The sequence below is a fragment of the uncultured Allobosea sp. genome, from assembly GCF_945956895.1.
In the GTDB taxonomy this organism is placed as follows: domain Bacteria; phylum Pseudomonadota; class Alphaproteobacteria; order Rhizobiales; family Beijerinckiaceae; genus Allobosea.
Genome location: NZ_CAMFJF010000002.1, coordinates 1 through 24142 on the forward strand (window position 1 = coordinate 1; position 24142 = coordinate 24142).

General features: G+C 66.1%; 22 protein-coding genes and 1 pseudogene. 12 read left to right on the forward strand and 11 right to left on the reverse strand.

Annotated features, from left to right (window positions below; genetic code table 11):
- Positions 1-163 precede the first annotated feature (163 nt).
- Positions 164-298 (reverse strand): annotated as a pseudogene (locus tag Q0Q02_RS01425) (integrase); the annotation flags it as partial.
- A 164-nt stretch (positions 299-462) separates the two neighbouring features.
- On the opposite strand from Q0Q02_RS01425, the gene Q0Q02_RS01430 reads away from it, so the two are divergent.
- The 4 genes from Q0Q02_RS01430 (at position 463) to Q0Q02_RS01445 (ending at position 4574) form a co-directional block, all read left to right on the forward strand.
- Complete coding sequence (locus Q0Q02_RS01430) at positions 463-921, forward strand: hypothetical protein (protein WP_293806271.1); 459 nt, start codon at positions 463-465, stop codon at positions 919-921.
- Between the two features lie 12 nt (positions 922-933).
- Positions 934-2337 (forward strand): exonuclease domain-containing protein, encoded by a 1404-nt coding sequence (locus tag Q0Q02_RS01435; protein WP_293806272.1) that lies wholly within the window; start codon positions 934-936, stop codon positions 2335-2337.
- Between the two features lie 117 nt (positions 2338-2454).
- Positions 2455-3456 carry a hypothetical protein gene (locus tag Q0Q02_RS01440; RefSeq protein WP_293806273.1) on the forward strand — a complete coding sequence of 334 codons (1002 nt, stop codon included), beginning with the start codon at positions 2455-2457 and terminating at the stop codon, positions 3454-3456.
- A 116-nt stretch (positions 3457-3572) separates the two neighbouring features.
- The gene (locus Q0Q02_RS01445) at positions 3573-4574 is read left to right on the forward strand and encodes a hypothetical protein (RefSeq protein WP_293806274.1); all 1002 of its coding nucleotides are present in this window, start codon (positions 3573-3575) and stop codon (positions 4572-4574) included.
- Between the two features lie 114 nt (positions 4575-4688).
- Here the strand turns inward: Q0Q02_RS01445 and Q0Q02_RS01450 are convergent, their stop codons facing one another.
- Complete coding sequence (locus Q0Q02_RS01450) at positions 4689-5723, reverse strand: hypothetical protein (RefSeq protein WP_293806275.1); 1035 nt, start codon at positions 5721-5723, stop codon at positions 4689-4691.
- The gene (locus Q0Q02_RS01455) at positions 5720-7174 is read right to left on the reverse strand and encodes a hypothetical protein (protein ID WP_293806276.1); all 1455 of its coding nucleotides are present in this window, start codon (positions 7172-7174) and stop codon (positions 5720-5722) included. Before Q0Q02_RS01455 ends, Q0Q02_RS01450 begins: the two co-directional genes overlap by 4 nt.
- Before the next feature lie 182 nt (positions 7175-7356).
- Between Q0Q02_RS01455 and Q0Q02_RS01460 the strand changes: the two genes are divergently transcribed.
- From Q0Q02_RS01460 to Q0Q02_RS01485, 6 genes are all read left to right on the forward strand, one after another.
- Entirely contained in the window at positions 7357-7620 is a 264-nt protein-coding gene (locus tag Q0Q02_RS01460) for a helix-turn-helix transcriptional regulator (protein WP_293806277.1), read from the forward strand.
- Positions 7621-7687: 67 nt separating this feature from the next.
- The gene (locus tag Q0Q02_RS01465) at positions 7688-7915 is read left to right on the forward strand and encodes a helix-turn-helix transcriptional regulator (protein WP_293806278.1); all 228 of its coding nucleotides are present in this window, start codon (positions 7688-7690) and stop codon (positions 7913-7915) included.
- 162 nt (positions 7916-8077) lie between these two features.
- Positions 8078-9022 carry a hypothetical protein gene (locus tag Q0Q02_RS01470; RefSeq protein ID WP_293806279.1) on the forward strand — a complete coding sequence of 315 codons (945 nt, stop codon included), beginning with the start codon at positions 8078-8080 and terminating at the stop codon, positions 9020-9022.
- Positions 9023-9149: 127 nt separating this feature from the next.
- Positions 9150-10091 carry a hypothetical protein gene (locus tag Q0Q02_RS01475; protein WP_293806280.1) on the forward strand — a complete coding sequence of 314 codons (942 nt, stop codon included), beginning with the start codon at positions 9150-9152 and terminating at the stop codon, positions 10089-10091.
- 8 nt (positions 10092-10099) lie between these two features.
- A complete protein-coding gene (locus Q0Q02_RS01480) occupies positions 10100-11320 on the forward strand; it encodes an AAA family ATPase (protein WP_293806281.1) in 1221 nt (406 codons plus the stop codon).
- Between the two features lie 68 nt (positions 11321-11388).
- Positions 11389-12234, forward strand: a complete 846-nt coding sequence (locus Q0Q02_RS01485; RefSeq protein ID WP_293806282.1) for a hypothetical protein — start codon at positions 11389-11391, stop codon at positions 12232-12234.
- On the opposite strand, the gene Q0Q02_RS01490 is transcribed toward Q0Q02_RS01485, so the two are convergent.
- From Q0Q02_RS01490 to Q0Q02_RS01500, 3 genes are all read right to left on the reverse strand, one after another.
- Entirely contained in the window at positions 12214-13398 is a 1185-nt protein-coding gene (locus Q0Q02_RS01490; protein ID WP_293806283.1) for an AAA family ATPase, read from the reverse strand. The genes Q0Q02_RS01485 and Q0Q02_RS01490 overlap by 21 nt on opposite strands.
- Before the next feature lie 81 nt (positions 13399-13479).
- Positions 13480-15066 (reverse strand): recombinase family protein, encoded by a 1587-nt coding sequence (locus Q0Q02_RS01495; protein WP_293806284.1) that lies wholly within the window; start codon positions 15064-15066, stop codon positions 13480-13482.
- 26 nt (positions 15067-15092) lie between these two features.
- A complete protein-coding gene (locus tag Q0Q02_RS01500) occupies positions 15093-16022 on the reverse strand; it encodes a DUF4131 domain-containing protein (RefSeq protein ID WP_293806285.1) in 930 nt (309 codons plus the stop codon).
- A gap of 153 nt (positions 16023-16175) precedes the next feature.
- Between Q0Q02_RS01500 and gltX the strand changes: the two genes are divergently transcribed.
- Entirely contained in the window at positions 16176-17597 is a 1422-nt protein-coding gene (gene gltX / locus Q0Q02_RS01505; protein WP_293806286.1) for a glutamate--tRNA ligase, read from the forward strand.
- A gap of 370 nt (positions 17598-17967) precedes the next feature.
- Positions 17968-19257 carry a citrate synthase gene (gene gltA / locus Q0Q02_RS01510; protein WP_293806287.1) on the forward strand — a complete coding sequence of 430 codons (1290 nt, stop codon included), beginning with the start codon at positions 17968-17970 and terminating at the stop codon, positions 19255-19257.
- A gap of 287 nt (positions 19258-19544) precedes the next feature.
- Here gltA and lpxB read toward each other — a convergent pair whose 3' ends face one another.
- From lpxB to lpxD, 5 genes are all read right to left on the reverse strand, one after another.
- Positions 19545-20717, reverse strand: coding sequence for a lipid-A-disaccharide synthase (lpxB, locus tag Q0Q02_RS01515; protein WP_293806288.1), 1173 nt, complete (start codon positions 20715-20717; stop codon positions 19545-19547).
- Positions 20717-21535 carry an LpxI family protein gene (locus Q0Q02_RS01520; protein ID WP_293806289.1) on the reverse strand — a complete coding sequence of 273 codons (819 nt, stop codon included), beginning with the start codon at positions 21533-21535 and terminating at the stop codon, positions 20717-20719. The genes lpxB and Q0Q02_RS01520 overlap by 1 nt, the downstream gene beginning before the upstream one ends.
- Positions 21536-21579: 44 nt before the next feature.
- Positions 21580-22389, reverse strand: coding sequence for an acyl-ACP--UDP-N-acetylglucosamine O-acyltransferase (gene lpxA / locus Q0Q02_RS01525; protein ID WP_293806290.1), 810 nt, complete (start codon positions 22387-22389; stop codon positions 21580-21582).
- Positions 22390-22424: 35 nt separating this feature from the next.
- Positions 22425-22883 (reverse strand): 3-hydroxyacyl-ACP dehydratase FabZ, encoded by a 459-nt coding sequence (gene fabZ, locus Q0Q02_RS01530; RefSeq protein ID WP_293806291.1) that lies wholly within the window; start codon positions 22881-22883, stop codon positions 22425-22427.
- 193 nt (positions 22884-23076) lie between these two features.
- A complete protein-coding gene (gene lpxD, locus Q0Q02_RS01535) occupies positions 23077-24138 on the reverse strand; it encodes a UDP-3-O-(3-hydroxymyristoyl)glucosamine N-acyltransferase (protein ID WP_293806292.1) in 1062 nt (353 codons plus the stop codon).
- Positions 24139-24142 lie beyond the last annotated feature (4 nt).

Genomic DNA, 24142 nt, shown 5'->3' on the forward strand with positions numbered 1-24142 from the left:
GTTACTCGGCACCGTCGCATTTCAACCGCGCGTTCCTGCGCTGGGAAGGTCGCCCCCCGATCGATTATCGCCGAGATGGTGTGTCGACAGCTCCAGCGTGCGTTGAATGAAGACATAGCCTGGCGCAAATTCCGGCGCGACGACTGCCGCCGCGCCGGACTGGTCACAGATCTGTTTGCTCAGACAGGAGCAGGGCATCATCAACTTCGATGCCGAGGTAGCGCACCGTGCTTTCCAGCTTGGAGTGGCCCAGTGGCAACTGACAGGCCCGCAGGTTGCCTGTGCGCTTATCCAGGAGCGGACCCTCGCAATGTCTGCAATGGGCCGCAGTTGCGCGTTGGGCGTATCGGGTGGTCGGAGAGATTCAGGGAGAACGAGAGGGTCGGAACCCGCTACCGGGAACCCCCGCGAACCTGAGCCGACAAGCCGTTCCGGGTCATGTGAGCCCGGACGGATATTGGGATGACGAGGAATGAAGGGGCGGATGACACCGCCTGGGATGAGGCACGACCGGATGAGGCGCATCTCGCGCGCTACCAGCGCAGCTACCGGATGACGACTGATCGGCCGGAACGGTTCTACTGGCTCTGGCAGGAGGCGATGGCGCATGCTCTGCTGCTGGAGCAGCAGCCGGAGCGCAGCTATCCGCAGCACGGGGACCTGACAGGTCTGCAATTGGCGGAAGGGGCGCGGGCGACCGCGCGCTTCTTCGCCTTCATGCTGGCGGAGGCGCCGGCGCGGGAGACCGAGCACTTCGAGGCCAAGATCATGGTCTACGAGGCGATGGTCTTCGACGAGGATGAGTTCCGCCGCTCGCGCACCCCCTGGATGGTCGAGGCCGCGATGCAGCAGGATGCGCACGAACTCGGTATCAACCTGACCAAGGTGCCGGTGACGCCCGGCACCGAGAGCCGGCACTGAGGACGCGGCCCCATGTTCGTGATCTACGATCTCGAGACCACCGGTCTCGAACCGCAATGGAACGTGCTGCTCCAGGCGGCCTTCCTCCACACCGATGAGAACCTCGCCTGCCTGGGCGAGCTCTCGCTGCGCTGCCGCTTGCCGGGTCATATCGTGCCGTCGCCCGGCGCGCTGATGACCACCGGCATCAGACCCGAACAGCTCGAGCAGGGGCCGCTCTCCTCGACCGAGATGCTCTGCATCATCGCCAAGGCCCTGGAGTCCTGGGCGCCGGCGACGATCATCGGCTACAACACGATCAGGTATGATGAGGAAATCCTCCGGCACGCCTTCTTCACCCATCTGCTGCCGCCATACGGCACGCAGCTGAATGGCCACCGCCGCGCCGATCTCCTGACCATGGTCAGGGCGGTAGCGATGCTGGAGCCGAACGTGATCTCGATACCGCTGAACACCATGGGCAAGCCGAGCTTCAAGCTCGGTGAGGTCTGTCGGGCCAATGGTATCGCCCTGTCCGAGGAGGCGGCCCATGATGCCCTCGCCGACGCGAAGGCGACGCTTGCCCTGTTCCGGCATCTGCGCGAGGTCGCGCCCATAACTGTCGCAACCCTGCTGAGCCTCGCCGACAAGGCGGTCGCGAACCGCAGGCTCGCCGGCGGCGAGGTTCTCGTGCTCGGCGGTTCATCGCGATTGGCGCCGGTCGCCGGCGTGACGCCGAACCCGAACGTCGCAACGTCCTGGGCGGTGGCCGACCTCAGCATCGATCCGGCGAGCTATCTCGATCTCGCGGCGGACGAGATCGGCAAGCTCGTCTCGGGATCAGGCCCCCGTCCGATCCGGATGGTCAAGACCAATGCCCAGCCGATCCTGCTGGCATACGAGCAGGGCTGCCACGCCCTGTCGCCCGAACATCGCGATAGCCCGCTCTACCACGAGCGCGCAGCCCGTATCCGGGATCATGCCGGATTCCGGGCGAACCTTGCGGCCGCCCTGGCGAACCGCTTCGCCGATCGCGCGCCGTCGCCGCACCATGAGGCGACGCTCTATTCCGGCGGGTTCATCTCGAACGACGATGCCCGTGCCTGTGCCCGCTGGCATGGCTCGTCCTGGACGGACCGCCCCGCGATCGCGGTCGGGTTCAGCGACGAGCGGCTCAAGGCTTTTGCCAACCGGCTGACCCTGCTGGAGGCGCCGCAATCGCTTTCGCCGGCAGCGTGGCGGAAAGGCCAGACCTGGCTGCGCGATCGGCTGACGACCGAGGCCGATGTCCAGTGGCTGACGCTGCCGAAGGCGCTCGGCGAGGTAACGACCTTGCGTCAGGCGCTCCCGCCCGAAGACATCGGCGGTCGCGTCCATCTCGACGGGATCGAGCGCTGGCTGTCCGCGCGCAGCGAGTTCTTCAGGCTCGCAGCCTGAGGCGACGAGACAGCGGCGATGATGACGAAGGCGCCGGAGACGGCGCCTTCGTCGTTTCAGGGACCGGAAGGGAGGCGCAGCCGGGATGGCTGTAACCCCACTGAGAAAGTTCCCGAGATGACGAAGACCAATCAGGATCGTGGCCTCGCGCCGCTGGCCGGCGATGGACAGGATGGAGGCGGCGGCGGGCTCGGTGCGATCCGCGATCCGCTTGCCGCGGTGACCGACGCGCTCGGCAACGATCCCTCGCTCGCCGAGCTGATCGCCTTCCGCGACGGCGCGCCTGACCTCACGCTCTTCGCCCGTGAGGCGAAGCGTTGCGACGACGAGGCGGCACGGCTGCCCTATGGCCGCGAACAGACCCATGAGGTTCAGATGGCACGGGTTGGGCTCAGGATCGTGGCTTTGAGCTGCACCGCGATGGTCGCGATCTGGCCGGTCGACACGGTCGCGGATGCCGACGCCAAGCGGGCGCTCGCCCGCGAGACCCGGCTGCATGGCGACGACACCGACTATGGAATCGCGCCGATGCTCTCGGTCGAGGATGCAGCACGCATCAGATTGCACCGGGCTGCCTTCGCTGTCGGCGAGCTCATCGTACCGCCCGGCCCGGTCGCTCCCTCCATGGCGGATCGCGGTCTGGCCAGCTGGCCGCTATCGCGCTTCGACCTCGTCGATGCTGTGCCGCTCGCTGGAGGCGATGCATCGCTCGCCAGCGCGCAGATCGCGCGCTGGGCCGGGTTCGTCGACGCCTATCCCACGCTCTCCGATCTGGTCGATCGCTTCGCGCGGCTGATCGCGACGGCTGACCGTCTGATGGTCGTAGCCGACACGACGAGTGATGATCCCCGTCTCCTGCGCCGCGCGGCCGAGGGCGCCCGCATCCTTGCCTATCTCGCGGCGGCGCGGGCCGCGATCTGGCCGGCGATGCGCTACTCGGCCGATGCCGAGGCGAAGCTCAGGCTGGTCGCGCTCGTCAACGAGCGGGCCTCGCGACCGGATTCGCTGCACATGCAGGCGGCGATCCGTCATGTCGTCTCGCAGGCGAACTGGATCGCCAAGGGGTTCAGGTTCGGCGCCACGCTCGAACTGGACCCGGACTGGATCCCGATCGTCTGAGCGACGGCACGACCCGCACAGCAGATGACGGAGGCGTCCTGATCGGACGCCTCTTTCGATTCCGGGAGCGGGGGAAACGCGACCAGATGGTCGTAACCCCAATGAAAGGTCCCGACATGACCAAGAAACATCAGGGTGGCGGGCGCTCGCTCGCCCCGCGCACCAGTGGGCCGGTGGATGAGCCGAACGACACCGCGCTCCACGATCCGATCGCGCTCGTAACGCGTGTGATCGCGGGCGACGATCCCAGCGTCGATGAGCTGGTGGCCTTCCGGCGCCAGCCGATCGACCTGAAGGCGGCGGCGCGCCATGCCAAGGCCCTCCAGAACGAGGAGTTCCGTCTCAGACGTAGCAAGGAGCTGGGCGACGACCAATACGAGTTCGCCTGCGCCGGCCTGCAGATCATGGCCCTCAGCCTCGTCGCGCTGGTTACGACCTGGCCGGCCGACGACCTCGACCAGGCCGAGGCGAAGCTCGCGCTCGCCGAGCGCACCGGCGCGCTGCATCATCGTCACGAGAAGGACTACGTCTCGTCGATGGGGGCGCCCCATGCGCGTCGGCTGCGCTGGAAGCGCGCCGCCTTCGCGGTACCCGAGCTGATGCTGCCACTGGGCCCCACCGCGCCGCAGGGCGACAGCCGCGGGCTCGCAGCTTGGCCGCTGGAGCGCTGGGATCTCGTTGCCGGCCTGCCGTTGCGTGGCGGACCGCCGGCCTTCGCCCACACGCAGATCGGCAACTGGGTCGGCTTCGCCAGGGCCGCGCCCGATCTCGAGCATCTGCTGGCTCGCGCGCGCAAGATGTTCGAGACCTGCGACCGGCTGCTCACGCTGGCGCAGCGCGGCCCCGAGAACGCCAGCGAGCTGATGGTCGCAGCGGAGGGCGCGCGGATCGCCGGCTACCTCGCTGCTGCGCAGATCATGATCTGGCCGGTGCACAACCGGTCGGCGCTCGCTCTCAAGAAGGAGATCGTCACGCTGGTCAACCTGCGCGGCGAGATCGGCGATCCCTTCCACATGCAAGCGGCGATCCGCCACGTCACGGCGGATGCCGCCTGGATTAAGTCGCTGCCGGTCGATGCCCGCGACGATCTCGTCTTCGGCTGGAGCGAGATCGTCTAAGAGACGGGCAACCGGCATGATCACCACAAGGCAGCGCCTTCATTGACGCTGCCTTTCCTATTGCATGTGTTCCGCCGACTGGCCGTTGTCGCGCAGTTGGTGATGTCGTCGCCTTCAGCGCGATCGCGCAGACCGGCATCGGGCGCTAGCATCAGCAAGCGTGGCGCGGTAGCCCGGCATACCCTCGGTCACCAGATCGTCGATGCGCCAGCCGCCTGGCGCTGGGATCAACACAACGCGCGTGCGCGAGATCGATTTGGGAGCCTCGGCCTGAGCGGCGGTGACCATAACCGTCCGCCGATCGACCGTATTCCGGCCCGCTTCGACGTCGTAGCGCATTCGGGTCGGACCGCCGGCGCCCTGCGCGCCACCGAGGCGCGGATCGCCGTCATAGATCGGGCAGCGCCGCGACAGGGACATCGCTTCACGGACGACCTTCGCGAGACCGGGGGAGAGCATGGCGCTCGCCGCAGCGCTGCCGCCGAAGATCGCCGCATAGTCTTCTCCCGCCTCGTAGAGTCGTTTGACGAGCTGAAGCGCTTCATCCGGTTGCGGCGGTGATTGAACTAACGTGGCGGCGCCAAAGCCCGTCCGCTGGATCGCGACAGGGCCGGTCCCGTTCGCTCCCAGCCGGATCTCATAGCGGCGTCGGCCGGTCGGATTGCTGCGAGAATCATCCGTCCGCAGATAGTTGGTGGCGTAGGTGATTCGCCCTAGTTCGAAGACGACGTCGCTGACGCTGTCGCCCACGAGATCGATCTGGCCGAACAGGCGAAATCCAGAACCATTCTCCGCGACGAACACCAGCCCCTTGACCTCGACGGCATTGCCGGTCGGATCGGATTGCCAGCGCACGGAGACGAAGGCCCATCTGCGATCCCTATGCTTCGCGCCATAGTGGATATCGGCATTGAGCGCGTTGTCGGCGAGCGCGCAGCGGGTCGGCTTGAACTCCATGCTGGTGCAGTCTTGTGTTCTGGCGGTCAGCGCTGCGCGAACCTCTGCCGCCGCAGGTCCCCGTGCAACGCCAAGCGCGCCCTGCGGATCAGCGAAGTGCTCGGTGGCCTCGGCTGCGGCTTGGCCGATGCCGGCCAGCATGCAAACCGGCACCGCCAGAATGCCGATGAAGCGGAGGGGAGAGCGCATCATGATGCGTTCTCCAGCCAGCGCAGCTTGGCGTCGCGGCAGGCAAAGGTGGTGAGGCTGCTGCCGCTCATCAGGTCGGCGAGCGTCACGACGGCGCCGGTCGCGAAGCCGAGCCCCCGGACGACCGGCGTCGGGTCGTTGCGATCGAGCGTCGTCGCCAGGCAGCCGAGCAGATCCGAGGTGGTGGTCAGCGGGATCCTGCCTTCGAGGTCGCCGATCGCCCAGATCTCGACGCCCCCCTCGCGGGTCACCTTGCGCAGCTTCATGGTCGCCGAGGCGCCGCCCCGTGCCGGCCCGATCGTGATCGAGGGCGAGCCGAACCAGGAGGTGCTGGCCGTGACGGCAAAGCCGTCGATCGCGGCGGCGCAGACCACGGTGTTGTAGTCGACCGGGCCAAGGCTGCCGTTGGCGCGTGGCACCGCCATCAGTTTAGGGCCACCGAGTGTCTCGATCCCGGCCTTGTCGAGCGCGCTTTTGCAGGCGCGCTGTATAAAGGCGGCTTCCATATTCTTGCAGGAGGCGTCGATGGCACGCATGCCGTCGTCCGGGCTGGAGAACAGCGTCTTCGACCAGACCTCGTTGCAGGCCTGGCGGGCCGTGCGGATCAGCTTGTCCGCGACGGTTTTGCGGCCATAGGCTTCCTCAAGCTTCTCGACGATCTCATCGGTGACCTGACGTCGGATCGGCAGGACGGCAGCCTCGTAGCGTTCCTTCATGCTGCGGGCCAAGGCGGGATCGCCGATGCGCAGGTCGGGCATTGGCAGCCATTTGGCCGCGACCATCGCCTCCAGCGTCCGGTCGGTGCGTTCGGCCGCTGCGATCGCGGCCTGGATGCGAGTCTCAGCCGCCTTGGCCAGCACCGCGTCGGCCCGAGCCGTGCAGCCGGCGATGACGGCATTGATCAGGTCATCCGGATAGAAGCTGCGCAGCGGCCACCAATTGTCCTGTGCGCCAAAACCCGTGCACCATCCCTTCGCAGTGCCGATCGGCTCTTTCGCGGCCCAAGTTGCAATCCAGCCGAGCATGCCGGTGACGATCGCGTCCTTGTTCGCCAGAAGATGCGAATTGACGGTATTCCAGCAGCCGATGGTCAGGCCGCGAGCCGCGCGCGTGCGGGCGTCGACCTGCGCCGCGTTAGTGTCCAGCAACGGCGGCCCCGCCGAATACCAGGGTCCGAGCAGCTCGGAACAGACATTCGCGGATTTAGGGATCGCCGGGCGCGACAGGTCGAGAAGCCCGATCATGCGCGCAACCTCGCCCGAAAGTCGGGTGGCTTGTGTGTCGGCGCCGCGCTCGCCGCCGAGCTGCTGGAGACGCTGCTGCAACGCCTTGGCCTGGGCCGCGGCCCCGTTGTCCCGAAAGCGGAGTCCAGCATCCGGGAAGGCTGACGACGCTGTTGCGACCAAGCAAAGGCTCGCGGCGATCAGGAAGCGGGACAGGAGTTGCCGGGTCATGTGGATCTATCCTCAGGCGCCATCGTTCGGCCGATATAAATATAGGCCTATAGACATCTGATTTAATCGACGCTGAATCCGGCGTCGCACGATGCTCGTGCATCGCCCGAAAGATGAGTCAGGTTTAATAATGGGTCTAATTACCGTGGATAAATCGACCTTGCTGCGGTCGACATCGGCGGGTGGACGCGCGCGAACTCCTTGCCTGGAACATGAGACGGCTGCGGGTCGAGCGCGGCCTGTCGCAGGAGAAGCTGGCGCTAGATAGCGGGATCGACCGGACCTATGTCAGCCGGCTCGAGCGGCGGATCGAGAACCCCTCCATCGCCATCGTCGAGAAACTGGCGCTGACGCTCGGTGTCCCGATCGCTGAGATGTTTGCCGAGCCCGGGCTGGACGACACCGCGCCGCTGCCGCTGAAAGCAGGACGCAAGCCGAGAATCTGAGCGGCCGGTTCACACCGGAAAGAGCAGAAAAAAGGGCTCTCCCGATCCAACGGAAAGGGAACCCCTCATGAATCCAGCAAAGCCTCTTTCGGCCGCCGAGGTGCTCGCGCGCAATCTCCGGCGCCTGCGCGAGCAGCACGGCCTGACGATCGACGATCTCAGCCGCGCGACCGGCATCGCCGCGTCTCGGCTTGCCGCGATCGAGATGGCAACCGCTCAGGCTCACCTCGACGAGGTGAGCCTCCTCGCGCTCGGGCTCGGCGTGCGCATCGCCGCGCTATTCGCGACCAAGTAAGGCCGGAGCGCCTGACAGTCGCTCCGAACCAGCAGAACCAGGGCAGCGTCTTCACGGGCGCTGCCCTTTCGAGTTCTGGGCCGGCCGCGCGGCGGATCAGCGGGAGAGAGGAGAAATTCGACGGAACGAGACCGTCACCCCTCAGGACTCGAAGGAAACACCATGAAGACCACCACCCGCCGCAACGAGCTGCTCAGCACCATCGTCATCGACCCGGCCCTGCATCCCGTCATCGACGATCTCGCGGCGCTCGAACGCCTCGTCCCCGCGGCGCCGAGCGAGATCGAAAGCCTCGCCATCTTCCGCCGCCAGCTGCCGGGTCTCCTGGAGGTCCGTGGTCGGGGCCAGGCTCATACCGAGCAGGTTCGCCGCCTGATCGGGCTGCTCGCCCGCGAGAAAGACCAGGTCGAGCGCTGGATCGACGTCGCCAACGCGCTGACGATCATGACCAACGCGTCGAATCTGGCGCTGCTCCTGCTGCCGGCGCGTTCGGAAGACGACGTCTGGGCGGGCGAGCAGTTCGGCCGCAACCTGCTGCGTCACGCGCGTCAGCACGGCGACGGCGAGGAGATCGCGCTGGCCCGCCGTGCGGTGGGCGAGCTGTCGTCCAAGCCGGGGCATCTGACGCTGCCGACCGGCATCGAGGCGGTTGCCGAGATGATCGAGACGCTTGCGCGGCGTGCCGGCGCGCTGCAGCCGAAGCCGGAGGCGGCCGATCCCGGCGCTCCGAGCGTCCACACGCTGGAGCAGGCCGAGAGCCTGAAGGTCTACTTCGATGCCGCGCCTGATCTCGCCGGCCTGTTCGGCGGCGCCCAGAGGGTGCTGGCGCTGGTCGACCGGCTGCGCGGCATTGCCGAGCCGGACGCTGTCACTGCCGATGCGATCGAAGGCGGGCTGATCCTGGCCTATGCCAGGCTGATCCGCGTCGCGCTCTGGCCGGCACGCTACTACGACGACGTCTCCGCGAAGATCGCCGCGCGCGATCTCGTCCGCGCCCGCGATGCCGATCCAGGCCATCTCGGTGCGCTCTGGGAGATCGCCTTCGGCCAGGGCGAGACTATCGCCGGGCAGAGCAGCCGCTTCCTCCATGTCGATGAGCACGACTGACAGCCGCGCCAACAGCTCAGCAGGAAAGAATAGGAAGGCGCGCCTGCGTGGCGCGCCTTTCGTCATGGCGAAGACGGGAGGTGAAGGGGCGGACAGGCCGACCCCTCAGGACAATAGGTTCAAGACCATGACGGATACCGCCGGTACCCTCCGCGATCTGACGCTCGCAACGACGAGGTTGCGTCCCATTCTCGACGAGCTCGCCCGGCTCGAGACGCAGCTTCCAGACATACCTGATGATCAGGAGCGCCATGCCGCGCTGCTCGAGCGGCTCCCGCCACTCCTCGATCTGCGCGGCCGGGCGTTGGTTCATGCGCAGCAGTACGAGCGCTTCCTCGCGCTCGCCGAGGCCGATCCCTCCGCCCTCGAGGACCGCGTCAACACCGGTAATGCGCTCGCAATCCTTTCGCATGCCGCGGAGATTGCGATGCTGCTCGTGCCGCCGGGCTCTCCCGAGGACGACTTCGCACGAGCCATGCTGGCGAAGGAGCGGGCCCGACAGTACCGCGCCGATGGCGACGGCCGTCACGATCCAGCGCTGATGAAACGTGCGCTGCGGGCGACCGTTCGGTCGGGCGGCATGCGGCTGGTGATCGGCGCGCGCATTCCGGTCGGCATGGAGATGGCGGCACGACGCTTCCGCGGGGAAGTCCTGCCGGAACGGGACGAGAACGAGACCGGTCCCGGCGTCTACCACCTCGAAGACGCGCATGCGCTGGAGACCTGGTTCAACGCGCCTCCGGATCTCACAGCCTTGCTCGACAATACATGGCGCCTCTTCGCCGCCATCGACGCCTGGTCGGAGCCCGTGCAGCCCGGGCCGTCCTGGTACGCGGCCCGGCGCGGTGCTCTGATCCTCGCCTATGCCCGGCTCTGCCGCATCGGGCTGTGGCCGGCACGCAGCTCCGGCCACCTGGTCGCGAAGATGGAGGTAGAGCGGCTCGTCTCCGGACGCACCGCCGATCCCGATTTCATGCGGGCCCTCGTCGAGATCGCGCTCGGCGTCGGGCGCCGCATCGCCCGGCAGGGGCCGCCCTTCGTGACGGTTCTCGGCGGCGTCGAGCTGTGAGGCCGGTCATGAGCAGCGTGACGCCAACCACATCCGAGGACGACGAGGCCGAGTTCGTCCGGTCCTGGCGCGATCACGAGAATCGGGTCCTGCTCAGCCATCTGCGCCGGCAACGTGCCGACGGCCCTGAGCCTAAACAGCACAAGCCCGCCCCTGAGCCGGCTTTGGCCGTTCCACCGAGTGGTCCCTCGATCGCAATCTTCGACAGGGCCGCGCTGCTCAAGCAGATTAGGATTGCCGATGGCCACCCGTCTGCCGAGGACGAAGCACCCGTCGCCTCTGTCTCCAGCGACGAGCAGCCGCGGCTGGCGCAGTTGCGCGCGCTCGCCAACGTGGATCCGCTGCGCCGCCTCGTGGTCGCCGACGCCGGCATGCGCGAGCGCCTCGCCCGATTGCGCGAGGAATGCCCCGGCTTCAGCGGAGTCATCGCCCTGGTCGAGCGAGCCGTCGCGCTCTCCGCCATCGCCGGTACCGGCATCGCCTTCCCGCCGCTCCTGCTCGTCGGCCCACCTGGGCTGGGCAAGACCCACTTCTCCTGCCGGCTCGCTGCTGCGCTCAGTGTCGAGCAGCATGCCTTCAGCTGTGCGACCAACTCCGACGCGCAGGCGCTTCTCATCGGTCACCCGCCAACCTGGCGCGGGGCCCGGATGGGTGTGCTGACCGAAGCGCTGCTCAGCGGCGAGACCGGAAATCCCCTGATTGTCCTCGATGAAATCGACAAGTTCGTCACCCATTCGACCGAGAAGCCCTACAACAGCCTTCTCGCGGTGCTCGAGCCGGAAAACGCCTGCGCTCTCGTCGATGAGTATCTGCGCATCCCGTTTGACCTCTCGCGCTGCCTGATCGTCGCGACCGCCAACGATATCGATCTCCTGCCGGGCTTCATCCAGGACCGCTTCCTGGTGGTGACGGTGACGCCGCCTGACGGCACCATACTGCGGGCGATCGCCAGCCGCATCGCCGCCGACATCATCGCCGCGCATGGTCACGCCTTTGCTCAGCCGGATGATCGCGTCGTGGCGCGGCTCGCCAGCGCCAATCCGCGCGGAATACGCCGGCTCGTCACCCTCGCGCTCGGCTTCGCCGCCGAGGCCGGACGCCGCTATGTCGTCACCACCGACATAGAAGCCGCCGAGGCGATCCTGCTCGCCGGCATGGAGGGCGCGAGGAAGCCGATCGGGTTCATCCCGCCAAGGCGGAAGGGCGAAGGCGAACGGGAATGTGGGTGAGAACGGGAATGCCCCCGGGAAACCTCGGCCGACAAGAGCAAAGAAGATAGACGACGAAGACGATGACGATGACCAGCATTCCGGGCACAACGCCCCGCCCTCTCCGCAGGATCCAGCCGATCGGCAGCGCCGCCGCCGTCACCTGCTACGTCAGGACCCAATGGCCCCGCATCGGCGGCCCCGGCATCCGCCCCCTCCCCGATACTGCCTTCACCAATGCGGCCTTCATCGAGCGCTACGAACCGGGGATCTGGACCTATCCCTATCTCGCGTGCTGCGGAGCGGATTTCGACAGGCCCGAGCTGGCGAGCGGCCTGAAGAGTGTCGCCGACCGGTTGCATATGCCAATCTACAAGCTCTCGGCGACAGAACTCGCCGATCCGCGCCGCAGGCTCGAAGCTCTGAACCGGATGCGCTATGCCTCCCATGTCCTGAAATCCGAGGGTTACGAGCGGCAGCCGGGCTTCCAGGACTGGACGTTCCAGCAGTTCCTGCCCCGCCGGGAGCCCCTGCCCGGCTCGCCGGTCAGCCTCGATGGCCATCTCTTCGCGCTGCGGCGCCCCCATGATCTCAGCAAGCGCGTCTTCGAGAAGCTGCTGCACTACCGGATGCGGAATGCGAGCCTGAACAGCTTCCTCCTGACGCCGGCCGGGCGCGAGCATTGCGCCATGCTCGGCCTCGTGCCCGAAGAGCAGCAGCGCTGGACGATCTACCGCTTCGGCCGGACTGCGCGCATCGACAAGGCCGAGGAGCTCTACATCTTCCGCCCCGACGGCGAGGATTCAGACAGGCTCCTCATCATCCTCGAGCGCCTCATCCATGACTGGGTCATAGGCAGGATCGCTCGCCTGCCCGCCAGCTGGCGCGATCGCAGCCAGTATTCCCGGCGTTGGTCAGGACGCGGCACCGCCTGACCGGTGTACAGCCGACATGCGTGACAATGTCTGCTCGAAGGCATCGTGCAGAAACCGCATCGTCTCAGCTGCGGCGCTGGTGTCCTCAGGCTCAGGAGCATTCATAGCCTGGCGTTCAAACTCCTCGCGTTCGGCACAGTCTCTCTCGGTCGCCAGGCGCTCTTCGTGAGCATTGTGATCGTTGTGATTGCTGTGATCGCCAGCGCCCCGCCATGCCGACGTCTCCGTGCGGAGGCTGTAGCGCCCGCGCGCAACCCGGACGATCTCACCGTTATCCACCATGGATTTGAGAAGCTGCCGCACCGCGTCAGCCCCCTGCCCGGTCGCGTCCTCGACCTCCTTTGCGGATAGCGGACTCGGGCTCTCGGCCAGCAAGACCTTGATCCGATCGCGTTCGGGATGGGCGCTGGTCGCCGGGCTAGGCTGGGCCAGACGCCAGCGCTTCGCCAGATTGTCGAAAGCCAGCTCTGACTCGACCTCGTCGATGTCGCGCCCCCGCGCGAGCAGACGGGTCCCGCCTCGGCCCTTGTCGAGCACGATCAAGGTATCCGATGCACCCTGGAACCCTGCCGAGCCCGTCATGCGCTCGAACGGGTCACCGCCCGATTTGCGCAGATGGTGGATCAGCAGGATGCCGATATCCCTCTCCCGCGCGAGCTTCTGCAACGCGGTAAGGTCGTCATAGTCTCTGGCATAACCCGCTTGCGGCCCATGGCCCGCACGGATTTTCTGGAAGACATCGATGATGATCAAGCGCGCCTCGGGCGTTCCCTCGATCCATTGGCGAAGCCGGGGGACCGTATCGGCGTCCATCCGTGGCCACTCCGTCTCGAAGAACAGGTTGGCTGGCCAAGCCGGCCCCGCCCCCAGCATCTGCTCGATGCGATGCTGCAGCCGCCTCTGGCTGTCCTCGAGGGCGAGATAGAGGACCGCTCCCTTCGCACAACGGTTTTTCCGCTCGTCGAGACAGGCGACACCACGGGCGACCGACAAGGCGATATCCAGCGCCAGCCAACTCTTCCTGGCCTTCGGAGCCCCCGCCAGGATGGTCAAACCGGTCGGAATCAGTCCCTCGACAATGAACTTGAGCGGGGCGAACGCCCGCTGCTTCAGCTCGTCTGCGCTGATCGGCCCATCTGTCGTTGCCACTCCGGCTGCTTCCATCGAATTCCACTCCCGCACGTCGGCATGACCGTGGCAGATGCGGATAAAAAGTGATGGTGACAGTTGCCTAAAATGCGACGGTTATAGCCAATCGCTATTCGAGGTCAGTGTTCCCAGTATCTCGAGCGATGCCGGTGTCCTCAGTTCGACGTCGATCTTATTGAAAATGAGCGCCAGGGTCCCATCTTGCTTGCACCGCAGCTGGAACATCAGATCCTTGAGAACCTGGTTCGCTGCCGCGCGGAGAGCAAAGCGCTGTTCAGCAGGCAGTCGGTGCGCTTTTGCGGCCTCGCGCAATATGCTCCGTCGATTTGAAGCGGATGGCTCTTGCTGAGCAGCTTCCAATTCCTGCTGGGCATCAATTAGGGCTTGCTTTGCGATGCTGCGCTCGTCCTCGCGTTGATTCAAGCGATGCCGCACATTCTGGCTTTCTCCCACTTCAAGAGCGTCGAGCAGGCGGTCGATTGTCACGTCGAGCGACTGGCAGCGCATTTCGAGAACCGCAATCTTTTCCCGGATCTCCCGATCTTCCACCGGATCCCATTTCGGCTCGTACATCATTCCCGTGCGCAGCACTTCGACCTCCGCTTGCGCATAGGGGATGGTTCGGCGGTTAACACAATTTCCACTCCGCTCGCCGGAACATCTCAGCACAGGCGAAGACCGAGATCCGCGGTCGCGATAATTCATGGGTGACCCACAAACGTCGCAATAAGCCAGCCCCGACAGGAGGTTGCTGAACAACGTCCCCCGCCTTCCACCAGCGTTCCCAGGTCCTGATCGGCGTCTGGCGTCGGAGGCCCGCCTGGCGTCCAGCCATAGCGCTCGAGGAACGACGGGAGGGTAATAATCCTCAATCACGTCCCCGACCGACGAGCGTACGGTTTTTACGCGTCCGCCTTCGACGATCTTGTGCGTGCTCTTTGGTTGGAACCGCCCGATCACAGCTTCGCTGTCGGTGATCTTTTGGACAGTGCCTCCGTGCCACTGCCGGCCTCCGCCCCAAGGCTTAATTCCATCCTTGTTGAGGCGGCGGGCGATCGTGTCGCGTCCAAAACCCTCCACGAGCTCGCTGAAAATTCGAACGACGACCGCCGCACGCTCAGGTATGATCTGAAAATGCACCTTATCATCCGCAAGAGTGAGCCACGACGGCGATCGTGCGGTCATCTTTCGCTCGGTGTTCGTCCTCTTTCTCACCCATGACGCTCGTAGCCGGTGGGACTTCCTGGCGCTTTCCTCATGGGCGCGCGACATGACGGCGAGACTGATAACGAGCTGAGTCCAATCACGGTCGATCCTGTCCTTCGAAAAAATGTAGTCGTCGCCAACTGTCGCGATGGTGATGCCCGCATTGATGATCTCCATGAACATCGTCAGTGCGGTCGCGACGGTCCCCCGCGACAGGCGATCAAGCGATTCGACCAAAAGGTACGAACCCTTCGGAATTTCTCCTGCTCTCGTCTTTGCGAGAAATGCCGCCAGTGCCCCACTTTGGCTGTTCGACCCGTCAAAAGCCGAGACACCAAGGTCTCTGAGCGAAGAGTCGAGCTCGAGATCATGCCGGGCGGCAAATGCCTCGGACAGCTCAAGCTGGCGGGTCAGCGAGTCTCCCTTGAGCTGCCGGCTGGAACTCATTCGAATATAAGAGAAAGCCCTGGTTTTCATATCTTTGCGTAGCATAATTTTGAAGGTCAGAAAACCACATCAATTGTGACGATATGGTAGATGCCAGCGGCGCGCAGGTCGTTGTTGGTGGCCTCGGTGATCAGGCCGCGCTTGCCGGTGACGAGCGCGGCGGCGACCGCCCCGCCCTGCCCGCCTCCGACATCGGCGATGCGCCGGGTCAAGGTATTGCGGGCCCGGTCGATCATCACGTCGATGGCGAGGCGCGTCGGCATCGGGTAAGGCGCCGGCGCCAGCGCGATCTTGCCGGAAATGCTGCCGACGGCGCCGATCCCGCGGAAGAAGGCATCGCGGCCGAAATCATAACCGCCCGCTCGCGCCGGCCCCGGTGGCGGCAGCAACCGCGCGGTCGCCGCGATATGGTCGCCGGGTGCCACCGCGCCGGAACGCATGCTCACACGGACGCGTTTCGGCCGCTGGTCCTGAGGCACATTGGCGAGATCCGTCACCAGCAGCACGATCCGCGCGCCGCTGTCGCGGGCTTCGACGTTCTCGACAAAGCCCGAGAGCTTGCCGATGCGCGAGCGCTCCAGCATCGGCGCGGCGATATCGGCCGTGCGCCAGACCCCGGCAGCGAATCCCGCGAAGGCGGCCGCCGCCGCGAGGCAGGCTATCGATGCGAAACGGCGCAGGCGCAAGGCGAAGGCCGCCGCCCCGCTCAGGGCCAGGCCGAGCAGGGGCGCCCATAATGCCGGCTCACGATCGGCGGCGAAGTAGAGCAAGATGCCGACGCCCATCGCGATGGGCAGCCAGAGGAACGGGCGGCGCCGTTCGACCTCCAGCGCGAATCCCTGCTGCAGACGAAGCCAAAGCTGCCGAAGCAACGAGCCTAGACTTGCCGCCAGCGTGACCGGTGAGCCGAGACGAGCCGGCAAGGCATCGACGCGCGCGCCGCGCCGGCCCTGTGCCTGCCCCTGCCCCGGCGGCGCCGGCTGCATCGCCCGCTCTCCCCCCTGCCGGCGCTGCGATTTGACCGCTTAGCGTTTCCGGCAAAGCCATGTTACAGGGCGCGCGCCGGTTGTCATGTCCGACCTGGCGCCATCCCCTGTCTTGCCCCGGACGGCCGCGCCGCCCGGCCGGAGTTTCCTCCCATGAGCAACGCCGTCGTCACGCGCTTTGCGCCCTCGCCCACCGGATTCCTGCATATCGGCGGAGCCCGGACCGCGCTGTTCAATTGGCTCTATTCCCGCCGGCAAGGCGGCAAGATGCTGCTGCGCATCGAGGATACCGACCGGGAACGCTCAACCGAGGCGGCGATCGCCGCGATCCTCGACGGGCTGGAATGGCTTGGCCTCGATTGGGACGGCCAGACCGTCTACCAGTTCCAGCGCGCAGCCCGGCATCGCGAGGTCGCCGAGCAGATGCTCGCCAACGGCAAGGCCTATTACTGCTATGCGACCCCGGCCGAGCTCGAGGAGATGCGCGAGAAGGCGCGCGCCGAGGGCAAGCCATTGCGCTATGACGGCCGCTGGCGCGACCGCGACCCGTCGGCCGCGCCGGAAGGTGTGAAGCCGGTGATCCGCCTCAAGGCGCCGCAGACCGGCGAGACCGTGGTCAATGACGAGGTCCAGGGCCGCGTCGTCTGGCAGAACGAGAATCTCGACGACCTCGTGCTGCTGCGCTCCGACGGCACGCCGACCTATATGCTCGCGGTGGTGGTCGACGATCACGACATGGGCGTGACCCATATCATCCGCGGCGACGACCACCTGACCAATGCCGCCCGCCAGACCCAGATCTACGACGCGCTCGGCTGGGACGTGCCGAGCATGTCGCATATCCCGCTAATCCACGGGCCGGACGGCGCCAAACTCTCGAAGCGCCATGGCGCGCTCGGCATCGATGCCTATCGCTCGATGGGCTATCTGCCGGCGGCCTTGCGCAATTATCTGGTGCGGCTGGGCTGGAGCCATGGCGACCAGGAGGTCTTCTCGACGCAGGAGATGATCGACGCCTTCAACCTGTCCTCGATCGGCCGCTCGCCGGCGCGCTTCGACTACGCCAAGCTGGAGAACCTGAACGGGCTCTACATGCGCCAGTCGAGCGATGCCGACCTGCTCGCTGCGCTCAAGGTCATCCTGCCGGAGATCGGACCGGCGCGCGGGCTCGGTGCCACGCTGTCGCCGGAGCTGGAGGCGAAGTTCCTCGCCGCCATGCCAGGCCTCAAGGAGCGCGCCAAGACGCTGATCGAACTGCTCGACAGCGCCTTCTATCTCTATGCCCAGCGCCCGCTGCAGCTCGATGACAAGGCCAAGGGCCTGCTCGACGAGGCCGCACGCCAGCGCCTGCCGCAGATCGCGGCGAAGCTTGCCGCGGTCAGCGACTGGTCGCCGGCGCCGCTGGAAGCTGCGGTTCGCGCCTATGTCGAGGAGAGCGGGCTGAAGCTCGGCCAGGCGGCGCAGCCGCTGCGCGCGGCGCTGACCGGCCGGGCGATGTCGCCGGGCCTGTTCGACGTCATGGCCGTTCTCGGTCGCGACGAGACACTGGCACGGCTCGCCGACCAGGCGGCCTGAATCCCCCAGCCGCGGTTTTCGCCAGCCCGGAAAGTCTTCGAACTCCACCTCCGATGCCCCCGCCGCCGTCCTGAAAAAGGCAGCGGCGGGGCTGCACGCGCCGATATGAGCGGAACGCTGTTCCAACCGCCTTTTGGCTCGGTTGAATGCACTGCGCAAATGGTCTAGTGACGCGCAAGTGCATTGCGGTGCGGCAACGCAGGCGTGCACGAATATTGCTTGTAGATCAGTCACATGGGCCGCTTCTCCCCGTCTCCTTCCGACGCTTGGCCGACACATCGCGGCCTTCGGATACGAGATGCCCGGCGCGCAGGCGCGGAGAGGCGAAACCGGGGCTGAACAGCAGCGAGCCTTGAAAGGATCGGTATCGATGAGCGGAAATACCAGCCAGCTCCAGGTCGGCGGCAAGACCGTCGACATGGCGATCAAGGAGGGGTCAGTCGGCCCCGCCGTCATCGACATCGCCAAGCTCTACGCCCAAACGGGCATGTTCACCTACGACCCCGGCTTCACCTCGACCGCGAGTTGCGAGTCGCAGATCACCTATATCGACGGCGACAAGGGCGTTCTGCTCTATCGCGGCTTCCCGATCGAACAGCTCGCCGAGCATGGCGACTTCCTTGAGACCTGCTACCTGCTGCTCGAAGGCGAATTGCCGACGGCCGCCCAGAAGGCCGATTTCGACTATCGCATCACGCGCCATACCATGGTGCATGAGCAGATGGCCCGCTTCTTCCAAGGCTTCCGCCGCGATGCCCACCCGATGGCCGTCATGGTCGGCTCGATCGGCGCAATGTCGGCCTTCTATCACGACTCCACCGACATCTCCGACCCGCATCAGCGCATGATCGCCTCGATGCGCATGATCGCGAAGGTGCCGACTCTTGCCGCGATGGCGTTCAAGTACACCGTCGGCCAGCCCTTCGTGTACCCGCTGAACTCTCTGGACTACACCTCGAACTTCCTGCGCATGTGCTTCGCGGTGCCGGCTGAGGAGTACAAGGTCAATCCTGTGCTGTCGCGCGCGCTCGACCGCATCTTCATTCTGCACGCCGACCATGAGCAGAACGCCTCGACCTCGACGGTGCGCCTTGCCGGCTCCTCCGGCGCCAATCCCTTCGCCTGCATCGCGGCCGGCACGGCCTGCCTGTGGGGCCCCGCCCATGGCGGCGCCAACGAGGCGGCGCTCAAGATGCTCGAGGAGATCGGCTCGGTCGACAACATCCCGAAATACATCGCCAAGGCGAAGGACAAGAACGATCCGTTCCGCCTGATGGGCTTCGGCCACCGGGTCTACAAGAACTACGACCCGCGCGCGAAGATCATGCAGAAGACCACGCATGAGGTCCTGAACGAGCTCGGGATCAAGGACGACCCGCTGCTCGACGTCGCGGTCGAGCTGGAGCGCATCGCGCTGTCGGACGAGTACTTCATCGAAAAGAAGCTCTATCCGAACATCGATTTCTATTCGGGCATCACCCTCAAGGCGATGGGCTTCCCGACCTCGATGTTCACGGTGCTCTTCGCGGTTGCCCGCACGGTCGGCTGGATCGCGCAGTGGAAGGAAATGATCGAGGATCCGTCCCAGAAGATCGGCCGCCCGCGCCAGCTCTATACCGGCTCGCCGCAGCGCGACTACACCCCGATCGGCCGCCGCTGAGCCCAGCGGCATCGGTTATCCGGAAAGGCGCGCGGCGAAAGCCTCGCGCCTTTTTTCTTGGGGTGTGACGGTTGTGATCGTCGAGGTGATCGCGATCCGGGAGGCAACCACATTTGTCATTCCGGGGCTTCGCGCAAGCGAAGAACCCGGAACCTACGACTGGGCGAGCGGGTAACAACCGGACACAGAATGTCTCACCCGGTCGTGGGTTCCGGGTTCGCGCCTGCGGCGCGCCCCGGAATGACAAGCGTTTGGTTCGAAGCCGCGGCGATAGGTGACGGGAGCGCTTAGCCGCCCCGCCCGCCCGGCAAGAGTGCCAGCGCCGCCTCGACCGCGTTGGCGGCCGGGCTCGGCCCAGCCGAGCGCATGATCGTCTCGACCTCGGCGAAGCCGTCGAGCTGTCCCTGGCGCTTGCCGCCCTCCGCCATGGCAGCGAGGAGATGGCTGCTCAGCGCGTCCGGCGTCGCTTCCTCCTGGATGAATTCCGGGACGATGCTCCGGCCGAGGATCAGGTTGGGCAGGATCACGCTCGGCAGCTTGACGAGGCGCCGCGCCAGAAAGGCTTCCCAGTTGGCGCCGCGATAGGCCGCGACCGTCGGGACTTGCGACAGGGCGAGTTCCAGCGTCACGGTGCCCGATGCCGCGAGCGCTGCACGCGCTCCGCGGAACGCCGCAAGCTTGGCCGCCTCGCCCGTCACGATCTCCGGCGCGACCGGCCAGCGCGCCACGGCCTCGTCGATCATCGGCTGGAGCCGCTGCACCGCCGGCAGCACGAACCGCGCCCCCGGCGTAGCTGCCGCCACCTTCGCCACTGCCTCGCCGAAGACCGGCATCAGATGATGGATCTCGGAACGCCGACTACCAGGGAGGATAAGGATGGTCGGCCGCTCGGTATCGTCGCGCCGACACTGCTCTCCCGCATCGGGGCGCATTTCGGCGAGCCGTTCCATCAGGGGATGGCCGACATAGACGGTCTCGGGGCCGTGCAGACGGGCGAGCGCGGCGGGCTCGAACGGCAAAAGGGCCAGGATGCGGTCGACATGCGGAGCCATCCGCCGCGCCCTGCCGGAGCGCCAGGCCCAGACGCTGGGGCAGACCCAGTGCACGATCGGAATGGAAGGCGCCCGCGCCCTCACCTTCTTCGCGACGCGCAGGCAGAAATCCGGGCTGTCGATCGTCAGGAGCAGGTCGGGTTCGAAGGCTGCGATGCCGCGCGCCGCATCCTCCATCCGCCGCAGCAGCAAAGGCAAGCGCGCGATCACCGGGCCGAATCCCATGACGGCGATATCGGCCTGAGGAAAGAGGGATTTTAGTCCGGCTTCCGGCAGGCCGTGGTCACCCACGCCGCAAAGTTCGATCGGGCGCTCCCCCAATCGCTCGCGCAGCGCGGCGAGGAAGCGCAGGGCCAGAGCATCGCCCGACGCCTCGCCCGCGATGACGCCCAAGCGGAACGGCCGCATCAGGGAAAGCCTTCGACGAAGAGACCGAGTTGGTCGGCCTGCCGGCCGAGCGCCGCCCGATCGCCGACAAGGACCTCGCCGGCCCGGACGCCGATGCCGGAGAGTCCGGCCTCGGCGATGTTCCGCAAAGTGTCCGGCCCGATGGCGGGCATGTCGACGCGCAGGTCCTGCCCCGTCTTGGGGACCTTCACCAGGAAGCCGTCGCCCTTGCCGATCTTGAGGCGCCCGCGCGCCACCATGTCGGCGACCCGGCGGATCATCGCGTCCGTGCCTTCGGCGGCCTCGATCGCGACGACGCGGTGATCGGCGAGGATCGCGGCCTGCCCGACATCGAAGGGCGACAAGGTCGCCAGCAAGGCGAAGCCCCGCTCGAGCTCTGCGCGTTGTTCAGGATTGGCCTGCTTGCGGCCCAATGCGCCGCGTGGCGCCGTCATCTCGGGGGCGATGTCGGCCGGTCCGTGGACGCGAAAGCCCTGCATCTCGAAAAAGCCGACCACGCCGCGCAGGAGATGATCGTCCCCGCCCTGAAAGGCCTTGGCGAAATGCGGCAAATATTTCAACGTCGAGACCTCGGGGCGCAGCGAACCGAAGCTCGGCCGCGGCAAGGCCCCAAGCATGACGATATCGACGATGCCGCGCCGGCGCAGCTCTTCGAGCAGGCTGCCGAGCTGGCCCAGGCGGTACTTCCTGACATCCGCGCCTTCGCCGAAAGCTGCGGGATCGACCGCACCGTCCAGCGCCGCGATATAAGGGCGCTCGCCATTAGCAGTCACGATGCGCGCGAGCTGGAGCGGATAGTCACCGCTCCCCGCGATCATCACAAGCGGTCCGCGTGCAGCGGCCACTCCTGGCGTATCGCCGCTCACCGCTCCGCTGCGGTGGCGTCCCGCGGCGTGCAGAGCGGCTTGTCGCCGCCCTCCCTGATGAAGTTCAGGATCTCGTCGATCAACGGATGCGTCGAGAATTCCGCCGCAACGTCCTCGACACGCTCGGCCAGCGTGCCTTCATCGGCGAAGAGCAGACGATAGGCACGGCGCAACTCGTGGATCTGCTCGCGCGTGAAACCACGCCGTTTGAGGCCGATGAGATTGAGCCCAACCAGATGGGCAGGGTTGTCCCGTACGGTGCCGAAGGGAATGATATCGCTCAACACCCCGGCCCCGCCGCCGATAAAAGCGTGGTCGCCAATGCGCACGAATTGTTGCAGGCCGGCGCCGCCCCCGACGATGACGTAGTTCCCGATCGTGACATGGCCGGCGCACATCACGTTGTTCGAGAAAATGATGTTGCTGCCGAGGCGGCTGTCATGGCCGACATGCGAATTGGCGAGGAAAAAGCAGCGATCACCGACGCTGGTGATCATGCCGCCGCCTTCCGTGCCCGGATTCATGGTGACGCCTTCGCGGATCTGGCAATCCGCGCCGATCGTGAGCGTCGAAGGCTCGCCGCGATACTTCACGTCCTGTGGCGGGTGACCGATCGAGGCGAAGGGAAAGATCCGCGTGCGCGGGCCAATCGTGGTACGGCCGGCAATGACGACATGGCTGACAAGCTCGACGTCCTCGCCGAGGACGACATCGGGACCGACCATGCAAAACGGCCCGATCTTCACGCCGGCGCCGAGTTGCGCCTTCGGGTCGACCAGCGACATGGGATGAATGGTGACGCTCATCGAGACGTGACCCTGATCTTGAATCGACCCGGCGCTCAAATGACCATCGCCGAGATTTCGGCTTCGGCCACCAGCGCGCCATCGACGCGGGCCTCGCCACGGTAGAAGAAGATATTGCGCTTGCGGGCGAGCTTGGTGAGGTGGAAGCGGATCTGATCGCCTGGCGTGACCGGCTTGCGGAACTTCGCCTTGTCGATCGTGGTGAAGAGGACGGTCTGGACCGGCTTCTCGTCCGTGCCACGCGCGTTCACGACCAGGACGCCAGCCGTCTGGGCCATCGCCTCGATCATCAGGACGCCCGGAAACACCGGGCGCTCCGGGAAGTGGCCGGTGAATTGCGGCTCGTTGACCGTGACGTTCTTGATGCCGACGCCCGACGTGTCGCCGTCGATCTCGACGACGCGATCGACCAGCAGGAACGGATAGCGGTGAGGGATGCTGGCCATGATCTTCTGGATGTCGATCACACCCAGTGCAGTCGTCGCCTCGCTCATGGTCTGTCTTCTCCCGCGTGCCGTCGCCGGGCAGCGCCTTGCATTCACTTCAGTGGCCGGAAGCAGGCAACGCTCCTGCAACTTGCCACGATTTCAAAATCTTCCGCCGCTTTGCCGGAAACAGAGCGGGTTCGGCAACATAATTCTCAACATCCAAGGCAGAAAGAGCACGTCCGGCAGCCGAAACGCTGGGTCAGTCCTGCCCCGCGCCGGGCTTCCTGCCGCGATTGGCCACCAGCGTCTTGAGCAGCGCCGTTTCGCGCGCCCAGCCGAGCGCCGGCTGAGCCGGGTAACCGCCATAGCGCGCGCCGCGCGGGACATCGCCGGCAACGCCGCTCTGTGCCGCGATCTGCGCACCGACACCGATGGTGAGGTGGCCGGCGAGCCCAACCTGGCCGCCGAGCACGACGAAATCCTCGAGCGTCGAGGACCCCGCGAGGCCGGTCTGGGCGCAGATCACGCAATGGCGCCCGATGACGCAGTTATGGCCGATCTGGACGAGGTTATCGATCTTGGTGCCCTCCCCGATCACCGTGTCGCGGCTGGCGCCACGGTCGATCGTGGTGTTGGCGCCGATCTCGACATCATCCTGGATGATGACACGGCCGATCTGCGGCACCTTCATGTGCCCCTTCGGACTCATCGCGAAGCCGAAGCCATCCTGGCCGATCCGCGCACCGGGATGGATGATGACGCGATTGCCGATCAGAGAGGCCTGGATCGTGCTGCCCGCGCCGATCGAGCAGTTGCGCCCGATCCGGACCTGCGGGCCAATGACCGCATGCGAGGCGACAACCGTGCCGGCGCCGATCTCGGCACCGGGGCCGATGACCGCGCCCGGATCGACGGTGACGCCTGCTTCGAGGACGGCCGTCGCATGAACGATGGCGCCGGGCGCGACGCCCTGCGAGGCGAAGACCGATTCAGGCTTCAGAGCATTCGGGAAGCAACGTGCCATCACCTTTGCAAAGGCGTGATAGGGCGCGGGCGACACCAAAGCCACCGTTCCGGCGGGAACGCGCTCGACAAAACGGGACGAAACGATGCACAGGCCCGCCTTGGTCGCCGCCAGAGCCTCGGTATATTTCGGATTGTCCATATAGGCGAGGTCGGTCGGGCCGGCCGTCTCGAGGGCTGCGATGCCGTCGAGCTTGCGGGTCGGCTCCACGCCTTCCGGCAAGGTGCTGCCTGAAATGGCTGCGACCTCGCCGAAGTCCAGCGAGGTCGCGAAGGGAAAGAAAACTGGCTCTGCCATGATC